The following is a 24,505-nucleotide window of genomic DNA, read 5'->3' as shown; positions in this document are numbered from 1 at the left end:
GTTGCACTGTTGGGGAGCAACGGCAGTCCATAGTGCCGAGTCGAGTCTTGAGCCGGGCCGCACCAGACGCAGCGCATGAGAGCCGTCGCAAAACTCGAGGCATTCTATCTCCATGCAATCGCCAACCGGTTCCGATGCATTGCGACAGACGCCGCGAAAGTGCTTGAACGGGAGCCCTCCTTCTCGCAGCATATCGAGAGCCGATGGCTCTCCGTCGAGTTCTTCCATCGTTAATCGGCATCTATTTAGTAAGGTTGTTGCAGCTTCGGCGTCGTGCATCTTGTACCCCGTTGGAGAGTCGTGGCGAATGCCGCTGGGGGCGGTATTCAACTCCATAACGCTAGCAATTTTTGTGCAACGCAGCACCGCGATGCGCGCTCGACTCCAGCGACCGCACCGGCGCCTATGTAGCGGCGCCGGTCTGAAACATGGGCTTATTGCCCGCATAACCCAAGCACCATAAGGGATGCAAATCCGGCGTCAACGCAGGCAAACTTTGTACAAAGCGGAGCGCGACATTGCCTTCACAAAACCTTCATAAACCGGCCGGCGACGATTTTCTCTAATAAAGACGGCGTTCGCCCGCCCTTCGATAGCGCGCAGCGTCACGCGCGGGTCATGAAGCCAGGAGGAATGGTTTTTGCCCATACTGGTGCATCGCGCAATATGAGGAACCATCATGACTTCGGACGGCAGCAAACCCTTACCCGACCGTGACGCGCTGGCGGAATCCAGCTTCGCGATCTATGCCAGCCCGTTGGTCACCGAGGCCATCGGGCAGGTGTCGGCTCTGCGGGACGATGCAGATGCCGAGAAGCTCCACAAACTTCGCATCGCCCTGCGCCGCTTGCGTACTTTGCTCTGGGCATATCGGCCGATTCTCGACGAGAAATTCGACAACGAGCAGCGCGCACTTTTCAAGTTCATGGCCAACGCAGCGGGCAACACGCGCGATTGGGACATATTGATCAAGCTCGTTGAGAAAGACAGTGACCAGGCTCTTCTGGATGCATTCCGAAGAAGTCGAAACGAGACGGCCGAAAAAAGCGCCGAAACTCTAAGTAACGCACATCTCGACAAGACACTGCGCAATGCAGTGAGCGAAGCGAACCGGGAATTGAACACATCGCCGACACGAACACCGCTGCGGAAATTCGCGCAAAAGCGGGTGAAGACGGCGCAGCAACAATTGAAAAAACGGATGCGCCACGCGTCGAAAGCGGGCAGCTCTGACTACAACTCGTATCACGACGTGCGCAAAGCTGGAAAGAAGGTGCGCTATCTCATCGAGTTCTTCGAGCCGTTGCTGGGCAAAAAGCAGCGCAACGGACTGAAGGGACTGAAGCGGCTACAGAAGCATTTCGGCGCACTAAACGACGCCGTTGCGAGCCGTGACCTGCTCGACGCGAATCGTTCTTCGTTGCCTGCAGATGTCGATGCAACGTCAGTCTTTCGTGCATTGAAGAAAGAACAGCAGCGCCAGATTAAAGCGGCGTCAAAACTGCTTGGTTAAATGCTCGGGCCAGCACACCACACTCGCCTCGCAAGGCGCTATGGTGTACTGGCCCGTTGTGTGTTCGTTGTGTGTGGTTAGCGCCGCCGTGCGGCGAGCTAACAACCTGGCGTCATTCGAGCAACGGGGCAATCTTGTCCAGCGTCACAGAAGGCACAAACTCCTTGTTCTGATAAACCTTCGCCAATTCCGCTTCTGGTATTACCCGTGCGCCTGATGGCAGCGACGTGTCAGCCTTCGCGAATGCTGCTTCCCAGATGGCCGCAAGATATCGCGCTCCTGCGCCCATCAGCCTCGCCGTATCGTCTCCAAAAGCATTCCAGAGACCATCGACTACCTTCGCGGAACTGCCGCCACCGAGGCGAATATATTCGTCGATCAGCTTGCTGGGAGGGAGAATGTCTGCCGCCTGCGCCATCAGCGTTACGGTGGCGAAAGCGGCATCGCGTCCGTTAGAAATGGCGGGGATCGTACCTTCGAAGCGTTTCGCTTGCGGAGCAATCTTGGGCAGCAACTCAGTCGAGTGCCGGTCGACCATCTTGTCTTCGTACGTCGAATGGACTCCCTTGCCCGGCCACGTTTTGCTGGTTGCGCCCGGGGCATCGCGGTATCCGTCGGCATGATAGGACCCGTGAAGCGGCTGGCACGCATCGCCAACGTAGTGAGCCAATACGCCTGCGGCGCACAGGAATCGCGTATCGTCTCGGGCCTTCAACTGCCGAACCATCTCGTCAAAGATCTGCCACACGCGGAACGGCAGCAGTCCCTCTGAGCGACTGTCCGCCTGGCCTTCGTCTGCATACCACTTCAGCCATACAGAAACACTCATGTTGTCGATGCTGCTCAACGTGACGTCGCGCAAGGTCTTGCCGTTGGCATTGGGCTCGTCGATATCGGCGTAATGGGTCGGATGTTCGGGCCCGGCGTTCTGCGCGTAGTCCCGTCCGCCAGGCACACGCGCTGGCGTTTTCTTCCACACGAGGTCGGGCACATCGGCAAGTTCAACGAATTCGCCGTTGGCGAGTTTCGCGTGGATCTGCTGCGGCGTCAGCTCATCAGGACGAAAACTGATGCGCTCGATATTCGCCTTCATGAACTCCCGCAATGGACCGTTCGCTACCGATTCGATTGCAGCGGTCGCGATGCTGTAATGACCCGTTTGTCCCCAGTACGGGTTAGCGCCTTGATTGTGGTCGCGAACCAGGTCGACGTCGAGCAACTGACATGCAGTGCTGAGCCCGGTAGCCAGCGCATAGTTCAGACGCATGTCGCCCTCAAGTAACGTCTGGCCGCCCCACTCCACCGCCAACGGATGCAGCTTGGGCTTTTCCTTGTCTCCAGACTTCAGGTACCACACCGTGCCGGAATCGCCGGCCTGTGTTTGCGTCGAGCCCGATGTTGGCGCGATGAGAAACTGCGAAACATAGTCATAGCCCGCCAACGATTTGTGGCGGTAGAAAAGTGCCTTGATGGTTCCGTCGAGCAGTCCCGAAGCGCTACCGAACGCAGTCACGGGCTGGTCGACAAGTCGAAGGCTCAGGCTCAGTTCATTCAGGTCAGCGATTTCCTCAGGCGTCCCTTCGATGCCGAAGGGCTGGCTCGACCAGTCGTTGACGTCGTGGACTTCGACGAGACCAATGTCTAGCGTCAAATAACTGCGACTCCCAGGAAACTCCGGAAAGACGGAGGTGAACGGTTCGCGCGTCAGTTGCCGCTCAGAGGCGATGCCGATTTCGGCAACTGCACCACGCAGACGCGCTTTAACGGGACTTCCAGGCTCCCCGCACACGTGCCGATTCGTGAGCGCATAGGTTGTATGGCCGTCGGTCACGAGACATCCCACGCTCGCGGTGCGTTCGACACCCTGCGCCTGCGCAAGCAGCGGACATCCGCCGCCAATATAGGTCGAGGGCCAGCGGGTATCGGCCGGGGCTTTTGTTGACGGCTCGGTCTCCTGCACTGCGACGACACAAACCGGAACTGCGCGGCCGTCCGGCATATAAAGCGTACGCGGCACCATATGGTCCGGGTCGACCTTGCCAAATCCGAATTCCGTCGCATCTACCCAGTTGCGCACGAGCACGATGACTGCAGGCCACGAATACGGACGCACTTCCGAATTGTCGAACGTGCGAATGCCTTTCTCGAGTGGCGAACGGCTTCTGTCGGAATCGGCATTGTCCCCGGGCCAGGGGTCGTCTTTCCGGATCAGGTACAGACCCACAGCAGTGCCTACGACGTTCGCCTTGTTCGACAGATGCCAGTGGTAAAGCTCTCTGGCTTCGAGCAAGTCCTTCAGTGAGAGGCTCTGGAAATTCTGCTGCGTGGACAGTGGGCTCATCTCATCACCTTCGCGAGTTCGACCAGGAGCGGCCGGTTAGGATGCGCGTCGTGGGACGAGAAACTGTCCACTTCGCACGTTCGCATTCAGGTTGGATGACCCATGTGACAACTTCGCGAAAGCGTCGCTGGCGCGGTCGCAACGCGGGCTTTCCAGGTCGCGGCGGACCGCAGATGATTTAATCGACCCTTGATTTACAGGAACATCGTGTGGGTGGCGCAAGGAACACGTCTCAGTCCCTTGCGCGCTGCCAACAAGTCAGAAGGCGCGCGAGCGGAGCGCCGCGACCGCCTGCTTTCATCCTTTCGCGGGGCGCCCTGTCTTCACCGCTTCTACCGCGGTCACGGCCGCCAGAAGACGTTTCAACGCCGCGGCCTCGAGCATGAGTAGCCCCGCCCGCAACAGCTCGCTCTTTTTGACGGATACGCCCGCGTCCAGACATTTCTGCTTCAGGGCCGCGATCTTTTCGTAGTCGGATTTCGGCATCGTAAAGCTGTCTCGCACCACCTTTTCCTTTCTGGCACGACGGGGCTTCTGTTCAGCCTGCGCCTTTACTTCTTCCTGCTTCGAAGCAGCGGCGCGCTTTGCTTTCGGTGCAGTTTTCGTCGGGACAGGATTGTTGGTTGCAGGCTGCTCGGCAGGTACGGCCGGCGATGCGTTAACGCTCTCCTGACCTTTCGAGTTCTTGGGGAAATGAAACGCCTTTTTTGTTGGCTGTCGTAAAGTCGGTGCGGCCATGACTGATCCTTTTTTAAGAGTAACGGTATAAACAGTATATACGGTTATTTATCCGGGAAGTGGTCGATAAGTGGTCTATGGATGTGCCGCGTGCGCCGCGCGCCTCGTGACTACGGCGCCGGTTGCGAATGGCCCCGCTCCGGTCCCGCCGCTCGCACCTGCACATCGTCCTGGAGGCAGCGAAGAATCGGTCCTTGACCGTCTCGACCCAGTATCATGTCGCATCGTCGCCGATTGGTTTGCCGTGCCGCGAAAGCCCATCGCCGTTGCGGTTGGAGACTCTGGACGCGGGCCTGCCGCGCCACCCGGGAGGAGCCGGCGTCGTTGACTTGGCGTGCTTCGTCCCGTATTGTTAAATGGACCCTTGGAGTGAGAGGTGTGCCTGCGTCAACCGCTCGCACATATGCAACGAGCCTTGCTTTGTGGCACTCTCCGGTCCCCATCATCTTTGGATAGCAGCATGCCTGGTTACACTGGCGAGCTTGCCCGACGGCCTGCCCGGGCACCCGATTACGCAGCCGAAAATCAGGCCCTCGTCGCTCTAGCCCGGGCCCAGGCTGGCTCGCGCGAAGAACTTCTCCAGGCAATTGCAGACACCGCGCTGTTGCTGTGCTCGGCGGGCAGCGCAGGCATCAGCCTCATCGAGCAGCAACAAGGCGAGCAGGTGTTCCGCTGGCTTGCCGTATCAGGACTCTGTGCGGGCCTTCAGGGAAAAACGACCGCATGGGAAGACTGCCCCTGCGGAGTAACTTTGCGGGCCGGCACCGCCCAGTTGTTTGTCGAGCCACAGACGCAATTCCCGTGTTTGTCATTCCCTGGCATAAGCGTCCCGGAAGGTGTCGTTGTTCCTATCAATGTGGGAGGCAAGGACCTCGGTGCGATATGGGTCATGTCCCACCGGGACGACTGCCGATTCGACCTCGAAGACGCCCGGCTGTTATCGAATCTTGCCGTCTTCGCGGGCTCTTCGCTGACAATCGTTGACGCACGCGATATCAGCGAGGAAAGCGAGCGCAGGCAAAACGAATTCATCGCGATGCTCGGGCACGAACTGCGAAATCCGATGGCGCCGATCGACAGTGCGATTGGCGCGGCCAAGCATCTGTGCGCCGACAACCAGCGAGCGGCCCGCGTGCTGGATATCGCACACAGGCAGATGCGCCACCTGCGCACTCTCGTAGACGACCTGCTAGACGCCGCGCGCCTGCAGCACGGAAAGCTCACCATCAAGCTCAGCGACACATCGTTTAACGACATTGCGTTCGATGCGCTGTCGGCAATCAGGCATCACATTGAAGCGCGCAAGCATAAGCTGACGGTCACCGGCCTCGACGAACAACTCCCTGTCCGTGCCGATCATGTGCGGTTGAGTCAGGCCCTCGGCAATCTGCTGTCGAACGCTGCAAAGTACACCGCAGTCGGCGGCGATATCCGGATGAGCGTGAGCATCGAGCCTTCGAATTCCACTGACGGCGTCTCTGACTCGGTACTCGTCGAGATTCAGGACAATGGCATCGGTATCGAAAGCGTCGCTCAGCAACAGATATTCGAACTGTTTGCTCAAGGAGCGAGAGGCGCAGCGCGGGCAGACGGCGGCCTCGGCATCGGACTCGCCGTTGCCAAACGCATGGTGGAACTCCACGACGGCGAAATTTTGTTGCGCAGCGACGGTCCAGGAAGTGGTACGACGGTACGCCTACGACTACCGATACTGAGGCCGGTCGCTGATACGCACGTCGCTCAGCAGGTGCAAGCGCGTGCGGAGACGAAACGGGCGCGCCTGATGGTGGTCGACGACAATCGCGACGCGTTGGAGGCACTCGGGCTTCTGCTCGAAGTGGAAGGTCATGAAGTCACCACGTCGGACAACGGCAGCGACGCAATCAAGCTGATGTCAGAGCGCCGCCCGGACATCGCACTGATCGATATCGGCATGCCGGTGATGGACGGATTCGAGGTCGCACGCCTCGTCCGGTTAAATCCAGAACTTAACGGCATCGTGCTGGTGGCACTCACCGGCTACGCAGCGGAATCAGACAAGTCGCGAGCGCTTGCCGCTGGTTTCGACTTCCACCTGACCAAGCCGCTTTCGCTGGACAAGCTCGAATACATCCTGTCCAACCGGTCCGAAGGCACGCTTAGCGGTATGGTTTGAAGCCCGGGTGCCGCGCACCGGTTTGTATCGCCATCGTTTTGTTCTGATCCACAGCTCCCTCTGATCGGCCAGCGCTTAAGCAACAGCCGCGGCATGCGGCTTGCTACGCCTTCAAAACCCTCGACGTCCCACTAGTCGCCCTCCCGCACCGCCCGCCTCGCCGCGGGACTGATGCTGAAGTGAAGGCGTGCGGCTTGTGTCGTTCTGAAATTGCACGACCCGGCAGTCCATTGAAAAACGATAATTTGCGGAGTTCACGGAGCCGATGCAGACATCTCATCCAGCGCACCCGGTAGCAATATTCCTCGGCAAGACGCGTTTCGCTGCCGACGATCCGCTCGCCCTCGGCGCTGTATTGGCGGACCTCATCGAACACGAGTTCGATCGCGCGCCCCACATGCCGCTGCCCGGTCAGGGCGAGACTCTTTCGCGTTGGCGTGTTCTCGCCGATGTCGCGGCGCACGATCTGGGGCTCGTCAAACTCTACGAGGGCCACACCGACGCCCTGGCGATCCTCGCGGAACTCCATGGCCCCACGCCGCCGAGTGGGAGCAAATGGGGCGTCTGGGCGGCCGAATCACCCAACGCGCGCGTCCGTGCAACGCGAGAAACAACCGGAAGCAATGGTGCCGACGTGGTCCTTGACGGTACCAAAGCGTGGTGTTCGGGAGCAGGCGTTCTCAGCCATGCACTCGTGACCGCGTGGCTCGACGATCAGCCAGTGCTCGCTGCCGTCGCCATGAGTCACCCTTCCGTTTCGATCGATACCTCGAACTGGCAGGCCGTCGGTATGCAGGCCACGGCAAGCGCAGACGTGACTTTTCGCGGCACGCCCGCGACGCTCGTTGACAACGCCCATGCCTATGTGAATCGGCCCGGCTTCTGGCATGGCGGCGCCGGCATCGCGGCGTGCTGGTACGGAGCCTCGGCGCGCATCGGCGAAGTGCTGCGTGACGCCTGCCGGCAGCACGCGGACCCGCACCGCCTCGCGCATCTGGGAGCGGTCGATTGCGCGCTGGCAGGCGCGGCGTCAGTGCTGCGGGAGACGGCCGCGCATATCGACGCGCATCCTCACGCCATCGTGCAACGCGAGGCACTGCGTGCGCGGCTGGTCGTCGAAGACGCAGCGACTGCCGTGATGCGTCACACCACGCGCGCACTCGGCGCCGGACCGCTATGCCGCAACGGCCGCTTCGCCCGCGCGATGGCCGACCTGCCCGTGTTCATTCGACAAAGTCACGCGGAGCGCGATCTGGCGGCGCTCGGCGAAACGCTCCTTCAAGAAGGTGGCGGCAGCACGCACACCTGCGAACCGGAGAACTCCCCGTGGACGCTATGACGCGCGACGCCGACCGCTATTTCGATGACCTGTACAAGCACAGCGACGATCCGTGGAACCTGCGCAACGGCTGGTACGAACGCCGCAAGCGCTCGCTCACGCTCGCCGCTTTGCCACGCGAACGTTACCGCAATGCGTTTGAGCCCGGATGCGCAAACGGCGAATTGACCGCCGAACTTGCGACGCGCTGCGACACGCTACTTGCCGTCGACCTGCACGAGCGCGCGGTGCGTGCCGCACGCGAGCGCGTGGCGCACGCGCCGCACGTGCGCGTCGAGCAATGCGCGGTGCCCCGAGAGTGGCCGACGCAGAGCGGACCGTTTGACCTCATCGTCGTGAGCGAACTGGCCTATTACCTCGACGACAGCGAACTGGACATGCTCGCCGCACGGATCGCCGACACGCTCTCGTCCGACGGCACGCTGCTCGCGTGTCACTGGCGCTGGCCCTTCGCCGAGGCGTTGCAGGAGACTACCAAGGTGCATGCGCTACTCGATACGCGTTGTGGCTTGACGCGGCTTGTGCATCACGAGGAAGCCGATTTCATCATCGATGTCTGGTCGCGCGATGCGCGCTCCGTAGCGCAACATGAGGGCCTTCTATGATCGGCGTCGTCGTTCCCGCACACAACGAAGAGGCGCTGCTCAAGCCCTGCCTGATAGCGCTCGCCGAGGCGTCGTGCCATCCCCTGCTTGGCGGCGAAGCTGTGCGAATCGTCGTCGTGCTCGACGCGTGCGACGACCGCACCGGCGTCATTGCACATGCGCATGGCGCACAGACGCTGAGCGTAAGCGCGCGCAACGTCGGCATTGCGCGCGCGGCCGGCGCCGATCTGCTGCTGGCCGAGGGGGCGCGCTGGCTGGCCTTCACCGACGCGGACAGCCGCGTCTCGCCGGGCTGGCTCGCCGCGCAGCTCGCGCTGGGCGCCGACGCTGTTTGCGGCTCGATCGCCGTGGACGACTGGAGCGAGCATCCGCAGAGCGTGCGCGACTTCTTTCGCGCAACCTACATGGATGCGGACGGCCACCGGCATGTGCATGGCGCCAATCTCGGCGTCAGTGCGCAGGCGTATCTTCGCGCGGGCGGTTTCCCGCCCTGTGCGTGCAGCGAAGACGTGGGGCTTGTCGATCGGCTGATCGCTACGGGCGCACAGATCGCATGGAGCGCAGCACCGCGCGTCGTGACGAGCGCGCGAACGGCAGTACGCGCACGCGGCGGCTTTGGCGATACGCTCGTCTCATGGGCGGCGAACTAGCGCGCTGATCTTTCGCGTCGCCATGCATTGCCGCGAAAAAATGGAGCAATCTCCATTCAGAACGGACTGATGCCGGACATGCCGCCGTCGACTGCGAGGTCGGCGCCGGTCACGTACCCCGACGCATTCGACGCAAGAAAGAGGATTGCCGCAGCAACCTCGGCGGGTTCGGCCGGCCGCTTCATGGGAATCACATTCGACCATTCCAACAGTTGCGCGTCGGATATGCCCAGCGTATCGAAGATTGGCGTATGGGCCACTCCCGGCGAAATGCTGTTCACGCGCACGCCGAGTTCGACCAGATCGGCTGCAAAGCATTTTGCCAGCGAGACCACCGCCGCTTTCGAAGCGCAATATGCGGAAAAATTCTTCGTGCCCTGACTGGCCGCGAGCGACGCCACGAGGACGATCGACGCAGGTCGGGCGAGGAACGGCAACGCCTCTCGAACAGTCGAGGAAACGCCCCCGACATTGATGTCGAGAAGTTCGGAAAATTGCTCCAGCGTCGTCTCGCGCAGCGGAGTTTGCCGGGAGATGCCTGCGTTCGCGACCACCACATCGACATTGCATTTGAAACGGCCGACCGCTGTCTGATATAGCCGTTGCATGTCTTCCGGGTTCGCGGCATTCGCCATGACCGGCAACGCGTTCTCGCCGAGTTTGTCCGCGGCCTGCTGGAGTTTTTCCGCGTTACGCCCGCTGATCACCACGCGCGCGCCTTCGGCGATAAACCGTTCAGCGGTTGCAAAGCCTATGCCGCTGCTGCCGCCCGTCACCACCGCCAGAGCATGGTCGAGTTGCATCGCGTTATCCCCGCAAGTTGACGACTAACGCACGGCCTGGCCGGATTGCGCGCGTCGTGTGGCCGGTGCCCTGCAGATCGTTCGCAATGAAAACCGAGCCTGCTGCAAAACGCTGCGCTGTGTCCCGCCCTTGCACGCTGATTTCGAGTTCCCCTTCGAGCACCACGACATATTGCCGTGATGGCGGGTTGTGCCAGCCGAGAAAGTAATCGCCGTCGAATTCATGCATGAGCACGCTTTCGCATGGCAGCGGCGAAGACAGCGAGACGGCAACGCCCTTGAACAACACCGGACTCGTCTCGAAGTCCTGGATAGTCCTGAAGTTCGAATGTCCGTCGGCGCCCGCGTATATCTCGGTGCATTCCATCGGATCTCCTTTTCTCGTCGACGAACAGGCGCAAGCGGTCCGGCAAATGTGCAGACGATTCCACACGGCCATCAACCGCTTGCGGACAAAAATCGAGTCTAGGAGGTGAAACGCAAAAGATCACGCAGGCGCTTTGTGAACTGACTACGCGTTGAAGCCACCGTCGATCGTCAGGCTCGCACCGGTGACGAACCCGGCGTCCGGTCCGACAACATAAGCCACCATGCCGGCGATCTCATCAGGATGTGCATGACGTGGCAATGCCATGAGGCCATGCAATGCCGATGCAAAGTCGCCGCTTTCCGGATTCATGTCGGTGTCGGTTGGGCCAGGCTGCACGTTGTTGACTGTGATCCCGCGCGGGCCAAGGTCGCGTGCAAGGCCTTGAACCAGTCCTTGCAGCGCCGACTTGCTCATCGCATAAGCAGCGCCGCCCGCAAAAGGCATACGCTCCGCGTTGCAACTGCCGATGTTGACGATGCGCCCGCCATTCCCCATGTGCGGAAGCACCGCCTTGATGGCGACGAACACCCCGCGCACGTTGACTTCCAGCGTCTTGTCGAAGTCTTCCAGCGAGAAGGTGTCGATCGGGCCCATCAACAGCACACCGGCGTTATTGACCAGAATGTCGATCTTGCCGAGCGCCGCCGCTGCTTCGTCGACGGCGCGCGTCAGTGCCGCTGGGTCGCCTGCGTCGGCCTGCAGCGCGATGGCACGCCCGCCCTCAGCCGTGATGCTTTGCGCGAGATCGTTCGCAATCGCCGCCGAGCCTTTGTAGGTGAACGCGACAGCCGCACCGTCGCGCGCCAACCGTCGCACGATGGCGGCTCCGATTCCGCGGCCGCCGCCGGTCACAAACGCCACTTTGCCGTTGAGGGTTGAGTTCATGATGTCGTTCCTTGTTGAATTGAGTGCATGAAGTATGGGCTCGACACCTGGTTACCGGTAGCGTCTGATGTAGAGTTGGTCTTTCAACCATTGGTATCAAATCGCGATGGAAGCGTTGAACTCGATCGAGTCGTTTGTCCTTAGCGCGGAGTCGGGCAGCTTTTCGGCGGCGGCCCGGCGACTCGGCCTCACGCCCGCGGCGGTCAGCAAGAACGTGGCTCGCCTCGAGGCGTCGCTCGGGCTGCGTCTTTTTCAGCGCACCACGCGGAACCTCACGCTCACGGCGGCCGGCGAACGTTTCCTGCGGGACGTGGCCGATCCGTTCTCCGCGGTTCGCGATGCCATTGCAAATGCAGCCACGCATGAGGGCAAGCCGTCCGGCGCGCTGAAGGTCAGCATGGCGCTGGCATTCGGTCGCGAGTATCTGCTGCCGTTGCTCGGCGAGTTTCTTCAACGCTACCCGGCGATCATTCCCGACTGGCACTTCGACAATCGCCCGGTCGATCTTGTCGCGGGCGGGTTCGACGCAGCGATCGGCGGCGGCATCGAACTCACGCCGGGAGTCGTCGCACGCGAACTAGCGCGGACCCACGTCATCGTGGCAGCGTCCCCTTCGTACATGGCGACACGGGCAATGCCGCGTCATCCCGGCGATCTAACCGACTTCGACGGCATCGTGCGGCGCTCGGCGACATCGGGACGTCTGCGTTCATGGACGCTGCGTAACCAGGTCGGCGAGCAGGCCGACGCCGAGTGCCGCCCGAGGATGATTTTCGACGACCCCGAGGCGATGGCTCACGCGGCCATGCTAGGCCACGGTGTCGCATTCCTTCCGATGCCGCATGCGGCGCGCTGGCTCGCGAGCGGGGCGCTGGTGCGTCTGCTACCCGGCTGGTACGCGGACCACGGACCGATTTCGATCTACTATTCGAACAAGAAGCTCCTCCCCGAAAAAACGCGTGTCTTCATCGACTTCGTGGTCGCTGCTTTCCGGGAGCAGAGGCTCGCGTCGAAGTTCGACGCGCGATAACACGAGACGCCGACCCATCTGTCATCGCGACTCGACAGCCGCGAATCTGCTCGTTGCACGCCGCGCGAGGGAAAACCCCTAAACCGTGAAGCGGGCTCGTCCGCCCCCGCCACGCATGGGCCTCGGCATCGCATGCCTCGAATCGTTACCCTCACGATAACGAACGCCTGGCAAACGTCATTGAACGGTCATCTCGCGCTCCCATAGACTCGCGCCATATTCAAAAGAATTAGCAACCGCCTTGCATGAGGCCAGCTCGAGCCGACAGCTTTTGCATGAGACACGGGACAGGAGACACGAATGATCATTTATGGAACTGCGCTGCTTGCTTTCTGCCACCTCGCCGGTCTGTTTCTCGGCGACCTGCTCGGGGTCGCCATCGGCGTGAAGACGAACGTTGGCGGGGTCGGCATCGCGATGCTGCTACTGATCTTCCTGCGGCTCTATCTGCACGGCAAGGGTTTGCTGCCCAAGGAAACAGAAGCAGGCGTTGGCTTCTGGGGCGCAATGTACATCCCCGTCGTCGTCGCGATGGCGGCCAACCAGAACGTCGTCGCCGCGCTCAAAGGCGGCCCCGTCGCGCTGCTTTCGGCACTGGGCGCGGCAGCCTTGTGCGCCATCTGTATCGCTGTGCTCTCACGCACCGGTCGCGACAGCACGTCGTTCATCGGCAGCCCGCAACCCGAAGAAATCTGAAGCAGGAGCCAGCCATGATCCAGATGCTCGACAAAGTACTGATACACAACGGCCTCGTCACGGCGTTCGCGCTGGTCGGGCTCATCATGTGGGTGTCGTCGGTGATTTCGCGCAAGCTCACGTTCGGGCGCGTGCACGGCTCGGCGATCGCTATCGTGATCGGACTCGTGCTCGCTTACTTCGGCGGAGTCTTCACCGCGGGCCAGAAAGGTCTGGCGGACCTGCCGCTCTTCGCCGGCGTCGGCCTGATGGGCGGCGCGATGCTGCGGGACTTCGCGATCGTCGCGACGGCCTTCGAGGTGCAGGCCACCGAAGCACGCAAGGCGGGGCTCATCGGCGTCGTCTCGCTGCTGCTCGGCACGGTGCTGCCGTTCATTGTGGGCGCAAGCGTCGCTCACGCGTTTGGCTACACCGATGCGGTCAGCATGACGACCATCGGCGCGGGTGCGGTGACCTACATCGTCGGACCGGTGACGGGCGCGGCGATCGGTGCAAGCTCGGACGTGATCGCCCTCAGCATCGCGACGGGCCTCATCAAGGCGATCATCGTCATGATCGGCACGCCGCTCGCGGCCGGCTTCATGGGACTCAGGACGCCCCGCTCCGCGATGATCTTCGGCGGCCTTGCGGGCACGGTGAGCGGCGTGAGCGCGGGACTGGCGGCCACCGACCGGCGGCTCGTTCCTTATGGCGCGCTGATCGCCACGTTTCATACGGGCGTGGGCTGTCTGCTCGGACCTTCGCTGTTGTTCTTCACGACGCGCGCACTGGTCGGCGGCTGACTTGATCGCAGCGGTGTCGCGGGTGATGCGTGGCGACTTTTGTGCGGCGTCATGCGCCAACTTGCGGGACAGGCGCAAGCGGCCACGAACGCGGGCACTTATGTTATGCGCACGACAAAGCCGCGGCCCAAAACCTCAACCGGCGTTTCTTGTTCGAAGACGGCACACGGCCATGAGTGCGAGCAGATTCGGATCGCGCTCGCGTGCTCGCAGGAAGCTGACGCCGATCGTCTGGCGCATCATGTATTGCGGTTTAAGCGGGATGAACTGCACCTTGTCGCCGAATACGCCTCGCACGCGGCCGGGCAACAGCGTATAGCCGACGCCTCCGCTTACCAGGTTCATCAGCGAATAGATGTCGCCTACCCGCATGGTCACGTTGGGCGTGAATTCCGCGACGCGAAAAGCTTCCTGGAAGCCGTGATAAGTCGCAAACCCCTCGCCTAGCGAAACGAAGGTTTCGTCGCGGCAGTCGCGCAGATCGACGGCATCGAGGTTTGCATACGGCGAATCCGCAGGCGCGGCGAAGAAAATATCGTCTTCGAAAAGCGGGATCGATTCGACCTCGGGCTCGGCATCGGGCAACGCCATCAGTGCCGCATCGATCGCGCCCTGCTTGAGCTTCTCGATCAGTTCGGCATTCGGACCGAGCACCAGTTCGACCTGAAGTGCCGGCCGCCGCACCTTGAGGTCGACGACGATGCCCGGCACGGTCCTGATAGTCAGCGAATACAGAGAGCCGATCTTCAGGCGATCCGACGAATAACCCGCGGCCTCGCGCGTCGCCCGGATGCCGTCGGACATCAGCGTGATGACTTCTTGCGCGACGTCGGCGAGCATTTGCGCCGCATCGGTGGATTTCAGATTGCGGCCTTCATGGCGAAACAGTGCGCAGCGCACACCCTGTTCGAGCGAGTGCAGCGCGCGATGCACGCTGACAGTACTTACGTTCAACGCCTCGGCCGCCTTCGCAAGACTGCCGGTCTGCATGAATGCGAGCAGCACTTCCAGTTTGCGGAAGGTAATCTCGTCGTCGATTCGGTCGCGCATGTCGAGCTGTGGAACGGTCGAAACCGTCGATTATCGGCTCGCGAGCGCCTGCGGCAAATAGCGTTATTCCCTCACGGGCTGAGCGAAGCAGCCGGCGGGGGCACGCGTTGCGTCAATTGCTTGAGCTGCAGCAGTTGCGGCAGTTGTGTCAGTTACGTCAGTTGCGCGGCTGATGGCGCTGCCAGTACCACCCGGGTACCTGATGCAGTTCGCTTAACAGCTTGCTGCGGCGATGTTCCCGCCGATAGTGACCTACAGTGAAGACGACCGCGATCAGGAGGACCGTTACACCCATGACGATGCTAATCAATTCTTCGTTCATTACCGCCCTTCGTTCAGTACAAAGTTCTGACCTTGACTGCTACAAGCTCAGCGCTTTCGCGCCACCGCGTTGAGCATGGAATGGCCCGCGCCGGTCACATGCAGGCGCTGGTGCCCGCAAGCGAGTTCCTCAAGGGCGACCAGTTGACGTTCAAGCAGCGTGTCGAGTTCTTGCCTACACATGTCGATCTGGTCGGGCGCGGCATTGACCAGCATCAGCGTGGCGAACTCTTTTGGACTCAGCATGGGTTGTCTCTCACAAATTTTGTATTAATAAAGACGGAAGAACGAATTACCTGCGGGCCGTTCCACTCCGGTAAATTTCGACATTTATCTCGGCTTTTCACTAATGCGCGGCGGAGATGCGTCGGGTGAACATTCTAAACTGAAAGGTACGGTGGTTATCAATCGAATAAACCATCGACGCGTACAGACGATAGCCGTTATATAAACATATGATATGCGGCTTTATGAAACGCCCGATGCGTCTTGGATTCATCCGCACGCCTACCTGAGAGTGCGCTGCAGAAAATGGAAATGAATAATCGACAGCAATTCGCCAGATGTCAATTACGTGTCAACGGCCAAATTAAAAGAGCAAAACATAAATCGACACTTAATTACTTGGCAAAATGTCTCCGAATTCCTGACATATCCAACTGGCCTGACCAAATACGGTGCAATCACGGGGAAAAGCGCGGGGTTGGCTTGATACCGTGCGTATCGGCGACCAGTCAACTCCGTATTTACCCGCAAATCGTCAAAGTGGCTTGACCAATTCTGACAGGGAAAGTTATTCTACGTTCAGCGAATACAAGGCTAGTTCAGCTTCTGTCCCGGTTTCGATGACATCACGCGGCAACGGCGCCGCTGTCAGGGCAGCCATCCCCGCCCTTGCACACGATGTTTCCGTGCTGCTCCAACTCTTCGATAAAAAAGCCCACATAGGTCATTTAGTCATGCTTACAGTTGTCTGCGAGAAGCCCGGCACTCTTCGATCCGAAACGCGCTCGATTCCCGAACGCGGGCCGGGCGAAGTATTGCTGAGGGTCAGGCGCGTCGGTGTGTGCGGAACCGACATGCACATCTTCACGGGCAATCAGCCGTACCTTGAATACCCACGCGTGATGGGCCACGAGCTGTCGGCCACTGTCGAGGCAGCCGACGCGGAGTCCGGCCTCGCTGCCGGCGATGCGGTCTATGTCATGCCTTATCTGTCCTGCGGCACATGTATTGCCTGCCGCAACGGCAAAACCAATTGTTGCGTGAACATCAAAGTACTCGGCGTGCATCGTGACGGCGCAATGACCGAATATCTGAGCGTACCCGCTCAATTCGTTCGCAAAGCGGAAGGCGTTACGCTCGATCAGGCCGCGATGGTCGAATTCCTCGCCATTGGCGCGCACGCTGTCCGACGCGCGGACATCAGCGCCGGTCAGCGCGTGGTGGTCGTCGGCGCGGGGCCCATCGGCATGGCTGCGATGATCTTCGCGGGCCTTCGGGGCGCAACGGTCACCGCGCTCGACTCGAGAGCAGACCGCTTGAAGTTCTGTTCCGCGAAGCTAGGCGTGGCAGCGTCGGTCACCGTCGGTAATGGCGACATTGAAGCGCTGAGCGAGCTGACGGACGGCGAGTTCTACGATGTGGTGTTCGATGCAACCGGCAATCCGGACGCCATGCGCCGCGGCTTCGAATTCATCGCACACGGCGGAAAATATGTGCTGATCTCCGTCGTGAAGGACGTCATATCGTTTTCGGATCCGGAGTTCCACAAGCGCGAAGCAACGCTGCTGGGAAGCCGCAACGCGACGCTCGAAGATTTCGACACGGTACTCGATGCGATGCGTGCGGGCAAAATCCCCGACGCGGCTCTGAACACGCATCGCCTGCAGTTGTCGTCGCTTCCCGCCGATTTCTCGAAGCTGCTCGATCCGTCAGCAGGCGTCGTGAAAGCCATCGTCGAATGCTAACGAACGGAAACCGAGCATGACCAACACGCCCTGTCCAATCCTTCAATTCGGGACCAGCCGATTCTTGCAGGCACACGTCGATCTGTTCGTCTGCGAAGCTGCGCGTCGCAATCCGGATGACGCGCTCGGAAAGATCGCGATGGTGCAGACCACTGCGAGCACGCAAAGTCGCGCGCGCATCGACGCGATCCGCGCAAACGCGCGCTACCCTGTCCGCATTCGCGGCTTGCATCGCAAGGAAACCGTCGATCTGACTATCGAGTGCGACAGCGTTGCGCAAGCGCTGCATGCCGACGACGACTGGCCGCTATTGCTCGAATACATTCGCGACGAAGTGAAAGTTATCGTTTCGAATACCGCGGACAACGGCTATGCGCTCTTTGCTGAAGACACCGCCTCGGTGCTTGACGGCCGCACAGCGCCACGCGGCTTTGCGGCGAAGCTGGCCGTTCTGTTGCATGAACGCTATCGCGCGGGCGGCAAGGCAATCACGCTGCTGCCGTGCGAACTGGTTTCGCGCAATGGCGACGTATTGCGAGATCTGGTGCTTTCGGTCGCGCGCGGCTGGCAGATGGACGCTGACTTTCTGCGCTATCTGACGAACGATTGCATCTGGGTCAATTCGCTCGTCGACCGGATCGTCTCCGAAGCCATCGAGCCCGTCGGCGCCGTGGCCGAGCCGTACGCTTTATGGGCGATCGAACAGCAGGACGGCATGGTCTTGCCCTGCCGTCACGAAAGCATCGTGGTGACCGACAATCTGGCGCACTATGAACGCCTGAAGCTTTTCCTGCTGAACCTCGGCCATACCATGCTGGCGCAATGCTGGCTCGATTCGCAAGGCGATCCGGCCACTACCGTCCTCGACGGCATGCGAAACGAATCGTGGCGCGCAACGCTCGAATCGACATGGAAAGACGAGGTGCTTCCCGTGTTCGAAGCACTGGGTCAGAGTGAGATTGCGACGAAGTATCTCGACGATGTGCGAGACCGCTTCAGCAATCCGTTTCTGGCGCACCGTCTTGCCGATATCGCCAACAACCACCAGGAAAAGAAACAGCGCCGACTCAAACCCGTTGTCGAACTCGCCAGCGAACTAGGCGTGCGGGTCGAGCAAAAGCATCTCAAGGCCGCACTAGCCGGTGCATAGTCGTTCATAATCGTTGGCACTGGTCTTGATCAAAACAGGCGGCCCGGCTCCGGGCAAGAGGCCGTCATGAATAAGTAAAGGAGACAAATATGCGCAACATGCGTTGGATAGTGATACTGCTGTGCTTTCTTGCGATCGCGATCAACTACATCGACCGCGCGAATATGGCCGTGGCGGCGCCCGCCATCCAGAAAGCGCTGGATATCGGCCCCGCTCAAATGGGTCTTATCCTGAGCGGCTTCTTCTGGACCTACGCGTTGATGCAGATGCCGTTCGGCTGGTTCGTCGATCGCATTGGTGCGCGCATCGCATTGCCGCTCGCGGTGGGCTGGTGGTCACTGTTCACGGCGCTGACCGCGGCAGCGACCAGCGTCGGTGCCATGTTCGGTTGCCGTCTGCTGCTAGGCATCGGCGAAGCCGGCGCCTATCCTTCGTGCGCAAAGCTCGTGAGTCAATGGTTCAAGCGCGCACAACGCGCGCTTGCCACAAGCATCTTCGACAGCGGATCGCGGGTCGGGTCCGCACTGTCCATTCCGGTGGTGGCGCTCATCATCAGTGGGCTTGGCTGGGAAGCGTCGTTCGTCATCACGGGCGTGGTCGGCTTCGTGTGGGTTCTCGGATGGTTCCTGGTCTACCGGAATCCTTCGCGCGGCGATCTGACCGGCGAGTCCGATGGAGATGTCCCGCAAACCGCAGTCCCCGGGCGGAAGGTTCCGTGGCTCTCGCTCTTCAGGCATCGCACGCTGTGGGGCATGATGCTCGGCTTCTTCTGCCTGAACTTCGTCATCTATTTCTTCATTACCTGGTTTCCCAGCTATCTCGTCCAGACGCGCGGTTTTTCGCTGAAGTCGCTCGGCACGCTCGGCATGATTCCGGCGTTGATGGCGATTCCTAGCGGCTGGCTCGGCGGCTTCGTATCCGACGCGCTGTATCGCCGCGGCTGGAGCCTCACCAAGGCCCGCAAGACCTGCATGGTCGCGGGTATGCTGCTGTCGTCGGTCATCACGCTATGCGCGTTCACGACGAACATCTACCTGATGCTCGCCTTTTTCGGCATTGCTTATGGAAGCCTCGCTTTTGCCGCTGCGAGCATCTGGTCGCTGCCCGCCGACGTCGCTCCTACGCCCGATCACGTCGCCTCTATCGGCGGCATCCAGAATTTCGCGTCTAATTGCGCCGGCATTGTGATCACCACGTTCACGGGCCTGATGGTTTCGTTGACGCACGGCTCGTTCACGATTCCACTGTGCGTGGCGGGAGGCTTCTGCGTACTTGGCGCGTTCAGCTACCTCGTCATTGTGCAAAAAATCGAGCCGTTGCCCGTCGAAGGCGATGCTTACGACGCCGAACGCAGCCACGCTCATTCAACGGTATGAACATCATGTCCAGTCAATCAACGCAATCCGATCCTGCAGTCATTCGCCTGCATGCAAACGACGACGTCGTCATCGCAACCCGGCAGTTGATGTCGGGAGCGCGCATCGCGTCGGAAGATCTGGTCATCGCCGGACTGATTCCGCCCGGCCACAAGATCGCGACACGCGCTATCGCTGCAGGCGAGCCGGTCAAACGCTACAACCAGATCATCGGAGTAGCAACGCAGCCGATCCAGCGTGGTCAGCACGTCCACGTTCAGAATCTCGGCATGGCCGAGTTTTCACGCGCTCACGAGTTCGGCGTGGCGGTGCATGCAACGCAATACGCCGCCGAGCCCGCGACCTTCATGGGCATTCGTCGCGCCGATGGGCGAGTTGCAACACGCAACTACATCGGCGTGTTGACGAGTGTGAACTGTTCGGCCACCGTCGCGCGTGCCATCGCCGATCACTTCCGGCGCGACGTGAATCCGCATGCGCTCGCCGACTATCCGAATGTCGACGGCGTCGTCGCATTGACGCACGGGCTAGGCTGCGGCATCGACACACTCGGCGAGGGGCTTGCGGTTCTGCGCCGCACGCTTGCCGGATATGCGGTTCATCCGAACTTCCACTCGGTGCTGTTCGTCGGGCTTGGCTGCGAGACGAACCAGATTGCAGGCGTGCTCGAGTCTGCCGGATTGAAGGACACGGAACAGTTGCGCAGCTTCACGATTCAGGATTCTGGCGGATCGAAGAAGACAATCGAGCGCGGCATCGCGATGGTCAACGAGATGCTCGCCGACGCTAACCGTGTGAAGCGCGAGCCGTTGCCGGCATCGCATCTGATCGTTGGTCTGCAATGCGGCGGGTCCGACGGATATTCCGGTATTTCCGCCAATCCGGCGCTGGGTGCGGCGGTCGATCTTTTGGTGCAGCACGGCGGCACGGCGATTCTCTCGGAGACGCCGGAAGTGTACGGCGCGGAACATCTGCTCACGCGGCGCGCCGTCAGTCGCGCGGTCGGCGAAAAACTGCTGGCACGCATTGCGTGGTGGGAAGAGTATTGCGCGAGAAACGGTGCGGCGCTCGACAACAATCCCTCTGCGGGAAACAAGGTCGGCGGCCTGACGACGATACTCGAGAAGTCGCTCGGCGCGGTGGCCAAGGGCGGTACAACAAATCTCGTCGACGTGTATCAGTACGCCGAGCGCATCGACGCGAAGGGATTCGTCTTCATGGATTCGCCCGGCTACGACCCGGTGTCCGCAACGGGCCAGGTCGCGGCGGGTGCCAACCTGATCTGCTTCACGACAGGGCGCGGTTCGGCCTACGGCTGCGCGCCCTCTCCTTCGTTGAAGCTGGCGACGAATACCGCGCTGTGGGAACGGCAGGAAGACGACATGGACATTAACTGCGGCGGCGTGATAGACGGGTCCGCTTCGATCGAAGAACTGGGAGAAGCTATTTTCGCGCAGATGCTCGAATGCGCGTCGGGTGTGCCTTCGAAAAGCGAAGTGAACGGCTACGGGCAAAGCGAGTTCGTGCCCTGGCAGTTGGGCGTGATCACCTGAATACAGCAGCGGCACGCGTTGTCGCTTGCACCGTCCTGCGCCGCCGCGAACGCTCGGCGCGCCATGGGCCACGCAAGCGCGCCGGCCGCGGATTCGCCGCATGCCGCTGCGCTGCGCCACCATCGGCAGCTTCGCCGTTAGAACCGGGAGACACAACGACGCCGGCGTTATGGTCGTCGTTGAATACACCGTTCAGCTCGATTGCACGAAGCATCGCTTGAAGTTTTTTCAGCATCACAGCACAGAGTCCTCATCAGGCATCGCACTCGCGGCAAGCTCACCGTGACGCAGTGTGGGCAGTCTCGCGTCACGCCTAACGCGCAACGGCGATTCAAGCCGCACTCAAGCGCGCCAGTTCCGTATCGACCAGCAGCTTCTTCAACTCCGGCACACACGACCCGCAGTTGCCGCCGGCCTTCAGGCACGCGGTGATCTGCGCGGCGGTCTTCAAGCCCTGCTCGCGAATCGCCGTACAGATCGTATTGCGCCCCACGCCGAAGCACGAGCAGACCGTCGGCCCGGTATCGGCGCCCTTGCCTATGGGTTGGCCCGCTAGCACGGCAATCCGGTCGGCTTCGTCGAGCTTGTCCTTCGCAAACAGGCTCGCGAGCCATTCGCGCGCCGGCAAGTCGGGACGCGCCGACAGGAAAACACAGTTCTCGATGCGATCGTCAACCACATGAACCGCGCGATAAACACCGGCGGTGCGATCCTCGTATTCGAGCCAGTCGGCATGCGCATCGTCGACGCCCAACAGCGCCCGCGCCCAGGCCCCGCGATCGCCCTGCTCCGAGAGCGGATTGCGGCCCGCGAGTTCATAGCGCACGAACTGCGTGCCGTGAATGCGGGTCCAGTACGTGATGCCGGTGAGCGCCGGAGCGCGGCGGCTCAGCGAGAAGCCGTGCCACGCGACGTGAAACTTGTCGACCCGCACCGGCGTGTGTTTGAACTCGGGCTCGCCGGATAACGGATCGACCGATGGATTGACCACGGCGCCCACGCGCGCGTCGGAAGCCACCTGATCGTTCCAGTGAATCGGCACGAACACACTGCCGCTCGCCATGCCGCCGCCATATTGCACGCGCGCGACCATCGCACCCCAGCGACTCGATACGCGTGCAAGGTCGCCTTCGCGCACGCCGCACAACAGCGCGTCCTGCGGATGCATGTCGACGAATGCCTCCGTGACATGACCCGCGAGTTTCTCCGACTTGCCCGTGCGGGTCATGGTGTGCCACTGGTCGCGCACGCGGCCCGTGTTCAGCGTCAGCGGATAGTCGTCGTCGGGCGCGTTAGCCGGCGCGCGCGGCGGCGTAGCAATGAAGCGCGCCTTGCCGTCCGCGTGGCTGAAGCGGCGATCGTCGAACAGGCGCACAGTGCCCGGCGCGGCAGGATGGTTGTCCGCGCGCACAGGCCACTGCACGGGTTGTAAACCGGCATAGCCGTCGCTACCGAGACCCACTAGCCCAGCGAGATTGAACGCGCGATGCACGCCGCCGTCTTCAACGCCTTCGTCTTCCACGCCTGCGCCTTCACGCCCCGCGCTGCTCCCGTTTCGCCATGCACTCAGCCGCGCATGCTCGTCGAAGATCTCCTGCTGGCTCGCGAACTCGAAACCTGCATAGCCCATGCGCCGCGCCACGTCGCAGATGATTTTCCAGTCCGCGCGCGCTTCTGCCGGCGCGGGCAGAAATGCGCGCTGCCGCGAAATCCTGCGCTCAGAATTGGTGACGGTGCCGTCCTTCTCTCCCCAGCCGAGCGCGGGCAGAAGTACGTGAGCAAACGCATTGGTGTCCGTGCGCTCCACAATGTCGGAGCAGACCACGAGATCGCAGCGCGCGAGCGCGCGTTTCGCCTGGTCGCTGTCGGGCAGGCTCACGACGGGGTTGGTACCCATGATCCAGACCGCCTTGATCCGGCCTTGCTCGATCGCCTCGAACAGTTCGACCGCTTTGAGTCCAGGCCGCGATGCGATCGCAGGTGCGTCCCAGAACTGCTGAACGATTTCGCGATGCTTCGCGTTGTCGAGTTCCAGGTGCGCGGCGAGCGTGTTTGCGAGACCGCCCACCTCGCGCCCGCCCATTGCATTTGGCTGTCCGGTGAACGAGAACGGACCCATTCCGGGCTTGCCGATGCGCCCCGTCAGCAAATGGCAATTGATGATGCTATTAACCTTGTCAGTGCCGGCGCTCGACTGGTTCACGCCTTGCGAATAGACGGTCACCACGCGCTCGGTCCGCGCGAACAGGCGGTAGAACTCGAGCAGATCGTGAGGATCGAGTTTGCAGGCCTTCGCGCATTGGGCGAGGTCGAAGCGGGTTGCCGCGCCGTTCGAATCACCGCCTACATCACTGGCTGAAGCGGCGGCTAACGCCTCGGCAAATCCACTCGTATGCGCATCGACGAACTTCGCATCTATCGCACCGTGTTCCGCGAGAAAGCCAAGCAAGCCGTTGAAGAGCCGCACGTCGGTGCCCGCGCCCAGCGGCAGATGCAGATCGGCCATCTCGCAGGTCGCGGTGTAGCGCGGATCGATCACGACGATCTTCATGTCGGGCCGCGTTTCCTTGATCCTGACGATTCGCTGGAACAGGATCGGATGACACCACGCCGTGTTCGAACCCACCAGCACGACGAGATCGGCCAGTTCGAGATCTTCGTAGCAGACCGGCACGATGTCCTCGCCGAAAGCCCGCTTGTGTCCCGCAACCGATGACGACATGCACAGCCGCGAATTGGTGTCGATGTTCGCGCTGCCGACATAGCCCTTCATCAGCTTGTTCGCGACGTAGTAGTCCTCGGTCAGCAACTGCCCCGATACGTAAAGCGCGACCGCATCCGGCCCGTGCTCGTCGACGATCTTGCGAAAGCCGCCGGCCACCGCATCGAGTGCATCGTCCCACGAGACGTCGCGCAAGACGCCGCTCCCGGGCTCGCGCATCTTCGGATGAAGCAACCGTCCGTCGAGTCCGATCGTTTCGCCGAGCGCCGAGCCTTTCACGCACAGGCGGCCGAAGTTCGCGGGATGCAGTTCGTCGCCTGCCATGTCATGTGCGCCGTCCGGCCGCGCGCTGACGCGCACGCCGCAACCGACGCCGCAATACGGGCAGGTGGTCCTGACAGTGTTACGGCTGTCGTCAGCCGCGCTCGAAATAGCGATGGGGAAACTCACGGTGTC

Annotated in this window: 21 protein-coding genes; 12 read left to right on the top strand and 9 right to left on the bottom strand. The window is 61.3% G+C overall.

Going from position 1 to position 24,505, the window contains the following annotated elements:
• The first annotated feature begins 679 nt into the window (after positions 1-679).
• Entirely contained in the window at positions 680-1,513 is an 834-nt protein-coding gene (locus tag H281_RS0103545) for a CHAD domain-containing protein (protein ID WP_020065707.1), read from the top strand.
• A 112-nt stretch (positions 1,514-1,625) separates the two neighbouring features.
• Here the strand turns inward: H281_RS0103545 and H281_RS0103540 are convergent, their stop codons facing one another.
• Both H281_RS0103540 and H281_RS0103535 read right to left on the bottom strand, forming a co-directional pair.
• Positions 1,626-3,854, bottom strand: coding sequence for a Nal1-like putative serine protease (locus H281_RS0103540; protein ID WP_020065706.1), 2,229 nt, complete (start codon positions 3,852-3,854; stop codon positions 1,626-1,628).
• Positions 3,855-4,151: 297 nt separating this feature from the next.
• Positions 4,152-4,592, bottom strand: a complete 441-nt coding sequence (locus H281_RS0103535; protein WP_020065705.1) for a hypothetical protein — start codon at positions 4,590-4,592, stop codon at positions 4,152-4,154.
• Positions 4,593-4,995: 403 nt separating this feature from the next.
• Between H281_RS0103535 and H281_RS0103530 the strand changes: the two genes are divergently transcribed.
• From H281_RS0103530 to H281_RS0103515, 4 genes are all read left to right on the top strand, one after another.
• Entirely contained in the window at positions 4,996-6,747 is a 1,752-nt protein-coding gene (locus H281_RS0103530) for a hybrid sensor histidine kinase/response regulator (RefSeq protein ID WP_338117940.1), read from the top strand.
• A gap of 265 nt (positions 6,748-7,012) precedes the next feature.
• Positions 7,013-8,086 carry a hypothetical protein gene (locus H281_RS0103525; protein WP_020065703.1) on the top strand — a complete coding sequence of 358 codons (1,074 nt, stop codon included), beginning with the start codon at positions 7,013-7,015 and terminating at the stop codon, positions 8,084-8,086.
• Positions 8,083-8,691: an SAM-dependent methyltransferase gene (locus tag H281_RS0103520; protein ID WP_020065702.1), complete on the top strand. Its 609-nt coding sequence runs from the start codon at positions 8,083-8,085 to the stop codon at positions 8,689-8,691. Before H281_RS0103525 ends, H281_RS0103520 begins: the two co-directional genes overlap by 4 nt.
• On the top strand, positions 8,688-9,341 hold the full coding sequence (locus H281_RS0103515) for a glycosyltransferase (protein ID WP_020065701.1): 654 nt from the start codon (positions 8,688-8,690) through the stop codon (positions 9,339-9,341). The genes H281_RS0103520 and H281_RS0103515 overlap by 4 nt, the downstream gene beginning before the upstream one ends.
• 56 nt (positions 9,342-9,397) lie before the next feature.
• Here H281_RS0103515 and H281_RS0103510 read toward each other — a convergent pair whose 3' ends face one another.
• The 3 genes from H281_RS0103510 to H281_RS0103500 form a co-directional block, all read right to left on the bottom strand.
• Positions 9,398-10,144: an SDR family NAD(P)-dependent oxidoreductase gene (locus H281_RS0103510; protein ID WP_020065700.1), complete on the bottom strand. Its 747-nt coding sequence runs from the start codon at positions 10,142-10,144 to the stop codon at positions 9,398-9,400.
• 4 nt (positions 10,145-10,148) lie between these two features.
• Positions 10,149-10,511 carry a cupin domain-containing protein gene (locus tag H281_RS0103505; protein WP_020065699.1) on the bottom strand — a complete coding sequence of 121 codons (363 nt, stop codon included), beginning with the start codon at positions 10,509-10,511 and terminating at the stop codon, positions 10,149-10,151.
• 144 nt (positions 10,512-10,655) lie between these two features.
• Complete coding sequence (locus H281_RS0103500) at positions 10,656-11,399, bottom strand: SDR family oxidoreductase (RefSeq protein WP_020065698.1); 744 nt, start codon at positions 11,397-11,399, stop codon at positions 10,656-10,658.
• A gap of 106 nt (positions 11,400-11,505) precedes the next feature.
• Between H281_RS0103500 and H281_RS0103495 the strand changes: the two genes are divergently transcribed.
• The 3 genes from H281_RS0103495 to madM all read left to right on the top strand — a co-directional run bounded on the left by H281_RS0103495 (position 11,506) and on the right by madM (position 13,907).
• Positions 11,506-12,429, top strand: coding sequence for a LysR family transcriptional regulator (locus tag H281_RS0103495; protein WP_020065697.1), 924 nt, complete (start codon positions 11,506-11,508; stop codon positions 12,427-12,429).
• A 300-nt stretch (positions 12,430-12,729) separates the two neighbouring features.
• On the top strand, positions 12,730-13,125 hold the full coding sequence (gene madL / locus H281_RS0103490) for a malonate transporter subunit MadL (protein WP_020065696.1): 396 nt from the start codon (positions 12,730-12,732) through the stop codon (positions 13,123-13,125).
• 14 nt (positions 13,126-13,139) lie between these two features.
• Positions 13,140-13,907, top strand: coding sequence for a malonate transporter subunit MadM (madM, locus tag H281_RS0103485; protein WP_020065695.1), 768 nt, complete (start codon positions 13,140-13,142; stop codon positions 13,905-13,907).
• A gap of 135 nt (positions 13,908-14,042) precedes the next feature.
• Here the strand turns inward: madM and H281_RS0103475 are convergent, their stop codons facing one another.
• The 3 genes from H281_RS0103475 to H281_RS0103465 all read right to left on the bottom strand — a co-directional run bounded on the left by H281_RS0103475 (position 14,043) and on the right by H281_RS0103465 (position 15,524).
• A complete protein-coding gene (locus tag H281_RS0103475) occupies positions 14,043-14,957 on the bottom strand; it encodes a LysR family transcriptional regulator (protein WP_020065694.1) in 915 nt (304 codons plus the stop codon).
• Between the two features lie 157 nt (positions 14,958-15,114).
• A complete protein-coding gene (locus H281_RS36725) occupies positions 15,115-15,279 on the bottom strand; it encodes a hypothetical protein (RefSeq protein WP_020065693.1) in 165 nt (54 codons plus the stop codon).
• 47 nt (positions 15,280-15,326) lie between these two features.
• Positions 15,327-15,524 carry a hypothetical protein gene (locus tag H281_RS0103465; RefSeq protein WP_020065692.1) on the bottom strand — a complete coding sequence of 66 codons (198 nt, stop codon included), beginning with the start codon at positions 15,522-15,524 and terminating at the stop codon, positions 15,327-15,329.
• 713 nt (positions 15,525-16,237) lie between these two features.
• Here H281_RS0103465 and H281_RS0103460 point away from each other — a divergent pair.
• The 4 genes from H281_RS0103460 to H281_RS0103445 all read left to right on the top strand — a co-directional run bounded on the left by H281_RS0103460 (position 16,238) and on the right by H281_RS0103445 (position 21,327).
• Entirely contained in the window at positions 16,238-17,248 is a 1,011-nt protein-coding gene (locus tag H281_RS0103460; RefSeq protein WP_027804260.1) for a zinc-binding alcohol dehydrogenase family protein, read from the top strand.
• A 16-nt stretch (positions 17,249-17,264) separates the two neighbouring features.
• Positions 17,265-18,398: a mannitol dehydrogenase family protein gene (locus H281_RS0103455; protein WP_020065690.1), complete on the top strand. Its 1,134-nt coding sequence runs from the start codon at positions 17,265-17,267 to the stop codon at positions 18,396-18,398.
• Between the two features lie 89 nt (positions 18,399-18,487).
• Positions 18,488-19,774: an MFS transporter gene (locus tag H281_RS0103450; RefSeq protein WP_020065689.1), complete on the top strand. Its 1,287-nt coding sequence runs from the start codon at positions 18,488-18,490 to the stop codon at positions 19,772-19,774.
• On the top strand, positions 19,771-21,327 hold the full coding sequence (locus H281_RS0103445; RefSeq protein ID WP_020065688.1) for a UxaA family hydrolase: 1,557 nt from the start codon (positions 19,771-19,773) through the stop codon (positions 21,325-21,327). The genes H281_RS0103450 and H281_RS0103445 overlap by 4 nt, the downstream gene beginning before the upstream one ends.
• A 331-nt stretch (positions 21,328-21,658) precedes the next feature.
• Here the strand turns inward: H281_RS0103445 and H281_RS0103435 are convergent, their stop codons facing one another.
• Positions 21,659-24,499: a nitrate reductase gene (locus tag H281_RS0103435; protein WP_027804258.1), complete on the bottom strand. Its 2,841-nt coding sequence runs from the start codon at positions 24,497-24,499 to the stop codon at positions 21,659-21,661.
• Between the last annotated feature and the right edge of the window lie 6 nt (positions 24,500-24,505).

The organism is Paraburkholderia caledonica (genome assembly GCF_000383275.1).
Classification (GTDB): domain Bacteria; phylum Pseudomonadota; class Gammaproteobacteria; order Burkholderiales; family Burkholderiaceae; genus Paraburkholderia; species Paraburkholderia caledonica.
This window is presented reverse-complemented; position numbering and strand designations above follow the sequence as displayed.

What these genes read in the sequence shown, in the direction of transcription:
- H281_RS0103450 (WP_020065689.1), top strand. Translation starts at nt 18,488, where the DNA reads ATGCGCAACATGCGTTGGATAGTGATACTGCTGTGCTTTCTTGCGATC.
- H281_RS0103500 (WP_020065698.1), bottom strand. Translation starts at nt 11,399, where the DNA reads ATGAACTCAACCCTCAACGGCAAAGTGGCGTTTGTGACCGGCGGCGGC.
- H281_RS0103535 (WP_020065705.1), bottom strand. Translation starts at nt 4,592, where the DNA reads ATGGCCGCACCGACTTTACGACAGCCAACAAAAAAGGCGTTTCATTTC.
- H281_RS0103455 (WP_020065690.1), top strand. Translation starts at nt 17,265, where the DNA reads ATGACCAACACGCCCTGTCCAATCCTTCAATTCGGGACCAGCCGATTC.
- madL (WP_020065696.1), top strand. Translation starts at nt 12,730, where the DNA reads ATGATCATTTATGGAACTGCGCTGCTTGCTTTCTGCCACCTCGCCGGT.
- H281_RS0103475 (WP_020065694.1), bottom strand. Translation starts at nt 14,957, where the DNA reads ATGCGCGACCGAATCGACGACGAGATTACCTTCCGCAAACTGGAAGTG.
- H281_RS0103525 (WP_020065703.1), top strand. Translation starts at nt 7,013, where the DNA reads ATGCAGACATCTCATCCAGCGCACCCGGTAGCAATATTCCTCGGCAAG.
- H281_RS0103540 (WP_020065706.1), bottom strand. Translation starts at nt 3,854, where the DNA reads ATGAGCCCACTGTCCACGCAGCAGAATTTCCAGAGCCTCTCACTGAAG.
- H281_RS0103505 (WP_020065699.1), bottom strand. Translation starts at nt 10,511, where the DNA reads ATGGAATGCACCGAGATATACGCGGGCGCCGACGGACATTCGAACTTC.
- H281_RS0103545 (WP_020065707.1), top strand. Translation starts at nt 680, where the DNA reads ATGACTTCGGACGGCAGCAAACCCTTACCCGACCGTGACGCGCTGGCG.
- H281_RS36725 (WP_020065693.1), bottom strand. Translation starts at nt 15,279, where the DNA reads ATGAACGAAGAATTGATTAGCATCGTCATGGGTGTAACGGTCCTCCTG.
- H281_RS0103445 (WP_020065688.1), top strand. Translation starts at nt 19,771, where the DNA reads ATGAACATCATGTCCAGTCAATCAACGCAATCCGATCCTGCAGTCATT.
- H281_RS0103520 (WP_020065702.1), top strand. Translation starts at nt 8,083, where the DNA reads ATGACGCGCGACGCCGACCGCTATTTCGATGACCTGTACAAGCACAGC.
- H281_RS0103515 (WP_020065701.1), top strand. Translation starts at nt 8,688, where the DNA reads ATGATCGGCGTCGTCGTTCCCGCACACAACGAAGAGGCGCTGCTCAAG.
- H281_RS0103465 (WP_020065692.1), bottom strand. Translation starts at nt 15,524, where the DNA reads ATGCTGAGTCCAAAAGAGTTCGCCACGCTGATGCTGGTCAATGCCGCG.
- H281_RS0103460 (WP_027804260.1), top strand. Translation starts at nt 16,238, where the DNA reads ATGCTTACAGTTGTCTGCGAGAAGCCCGGCACTCTTCGATCCGAAACG.
- H281_RS0103510 (WP_020065700.1), bottom strand. Translation starts at nt 10,144, where the DNA reads ATGCAACTCGACCATGCTCTGGCGGTGGTGACGGGCGGCAGCAGCGGC.
- H281_RS0103495 (WP_020065697.1), top strand. Translation starts at nt 11,506, where the DNA reads ATGGAAGCGTTGAACTCGATCGAGTCGTTTGTCCTTAGCGCGGAGTCG.
- madM (WP_020065695.1), top strand. Translation starts at nt 13,140, where the DNA reads ATGATCCAGATGCTCGACAAAGTACTGATACACAACGGCCTCGTCACG.
- H281_RS0103530 (WP_338117940.1), top strand. Translation starts at nt 4,996, where the DNA reads ATGCAACGAGCCTTGCTTTGTGGCACTCTCCGGTCCCCATCATCTTTG.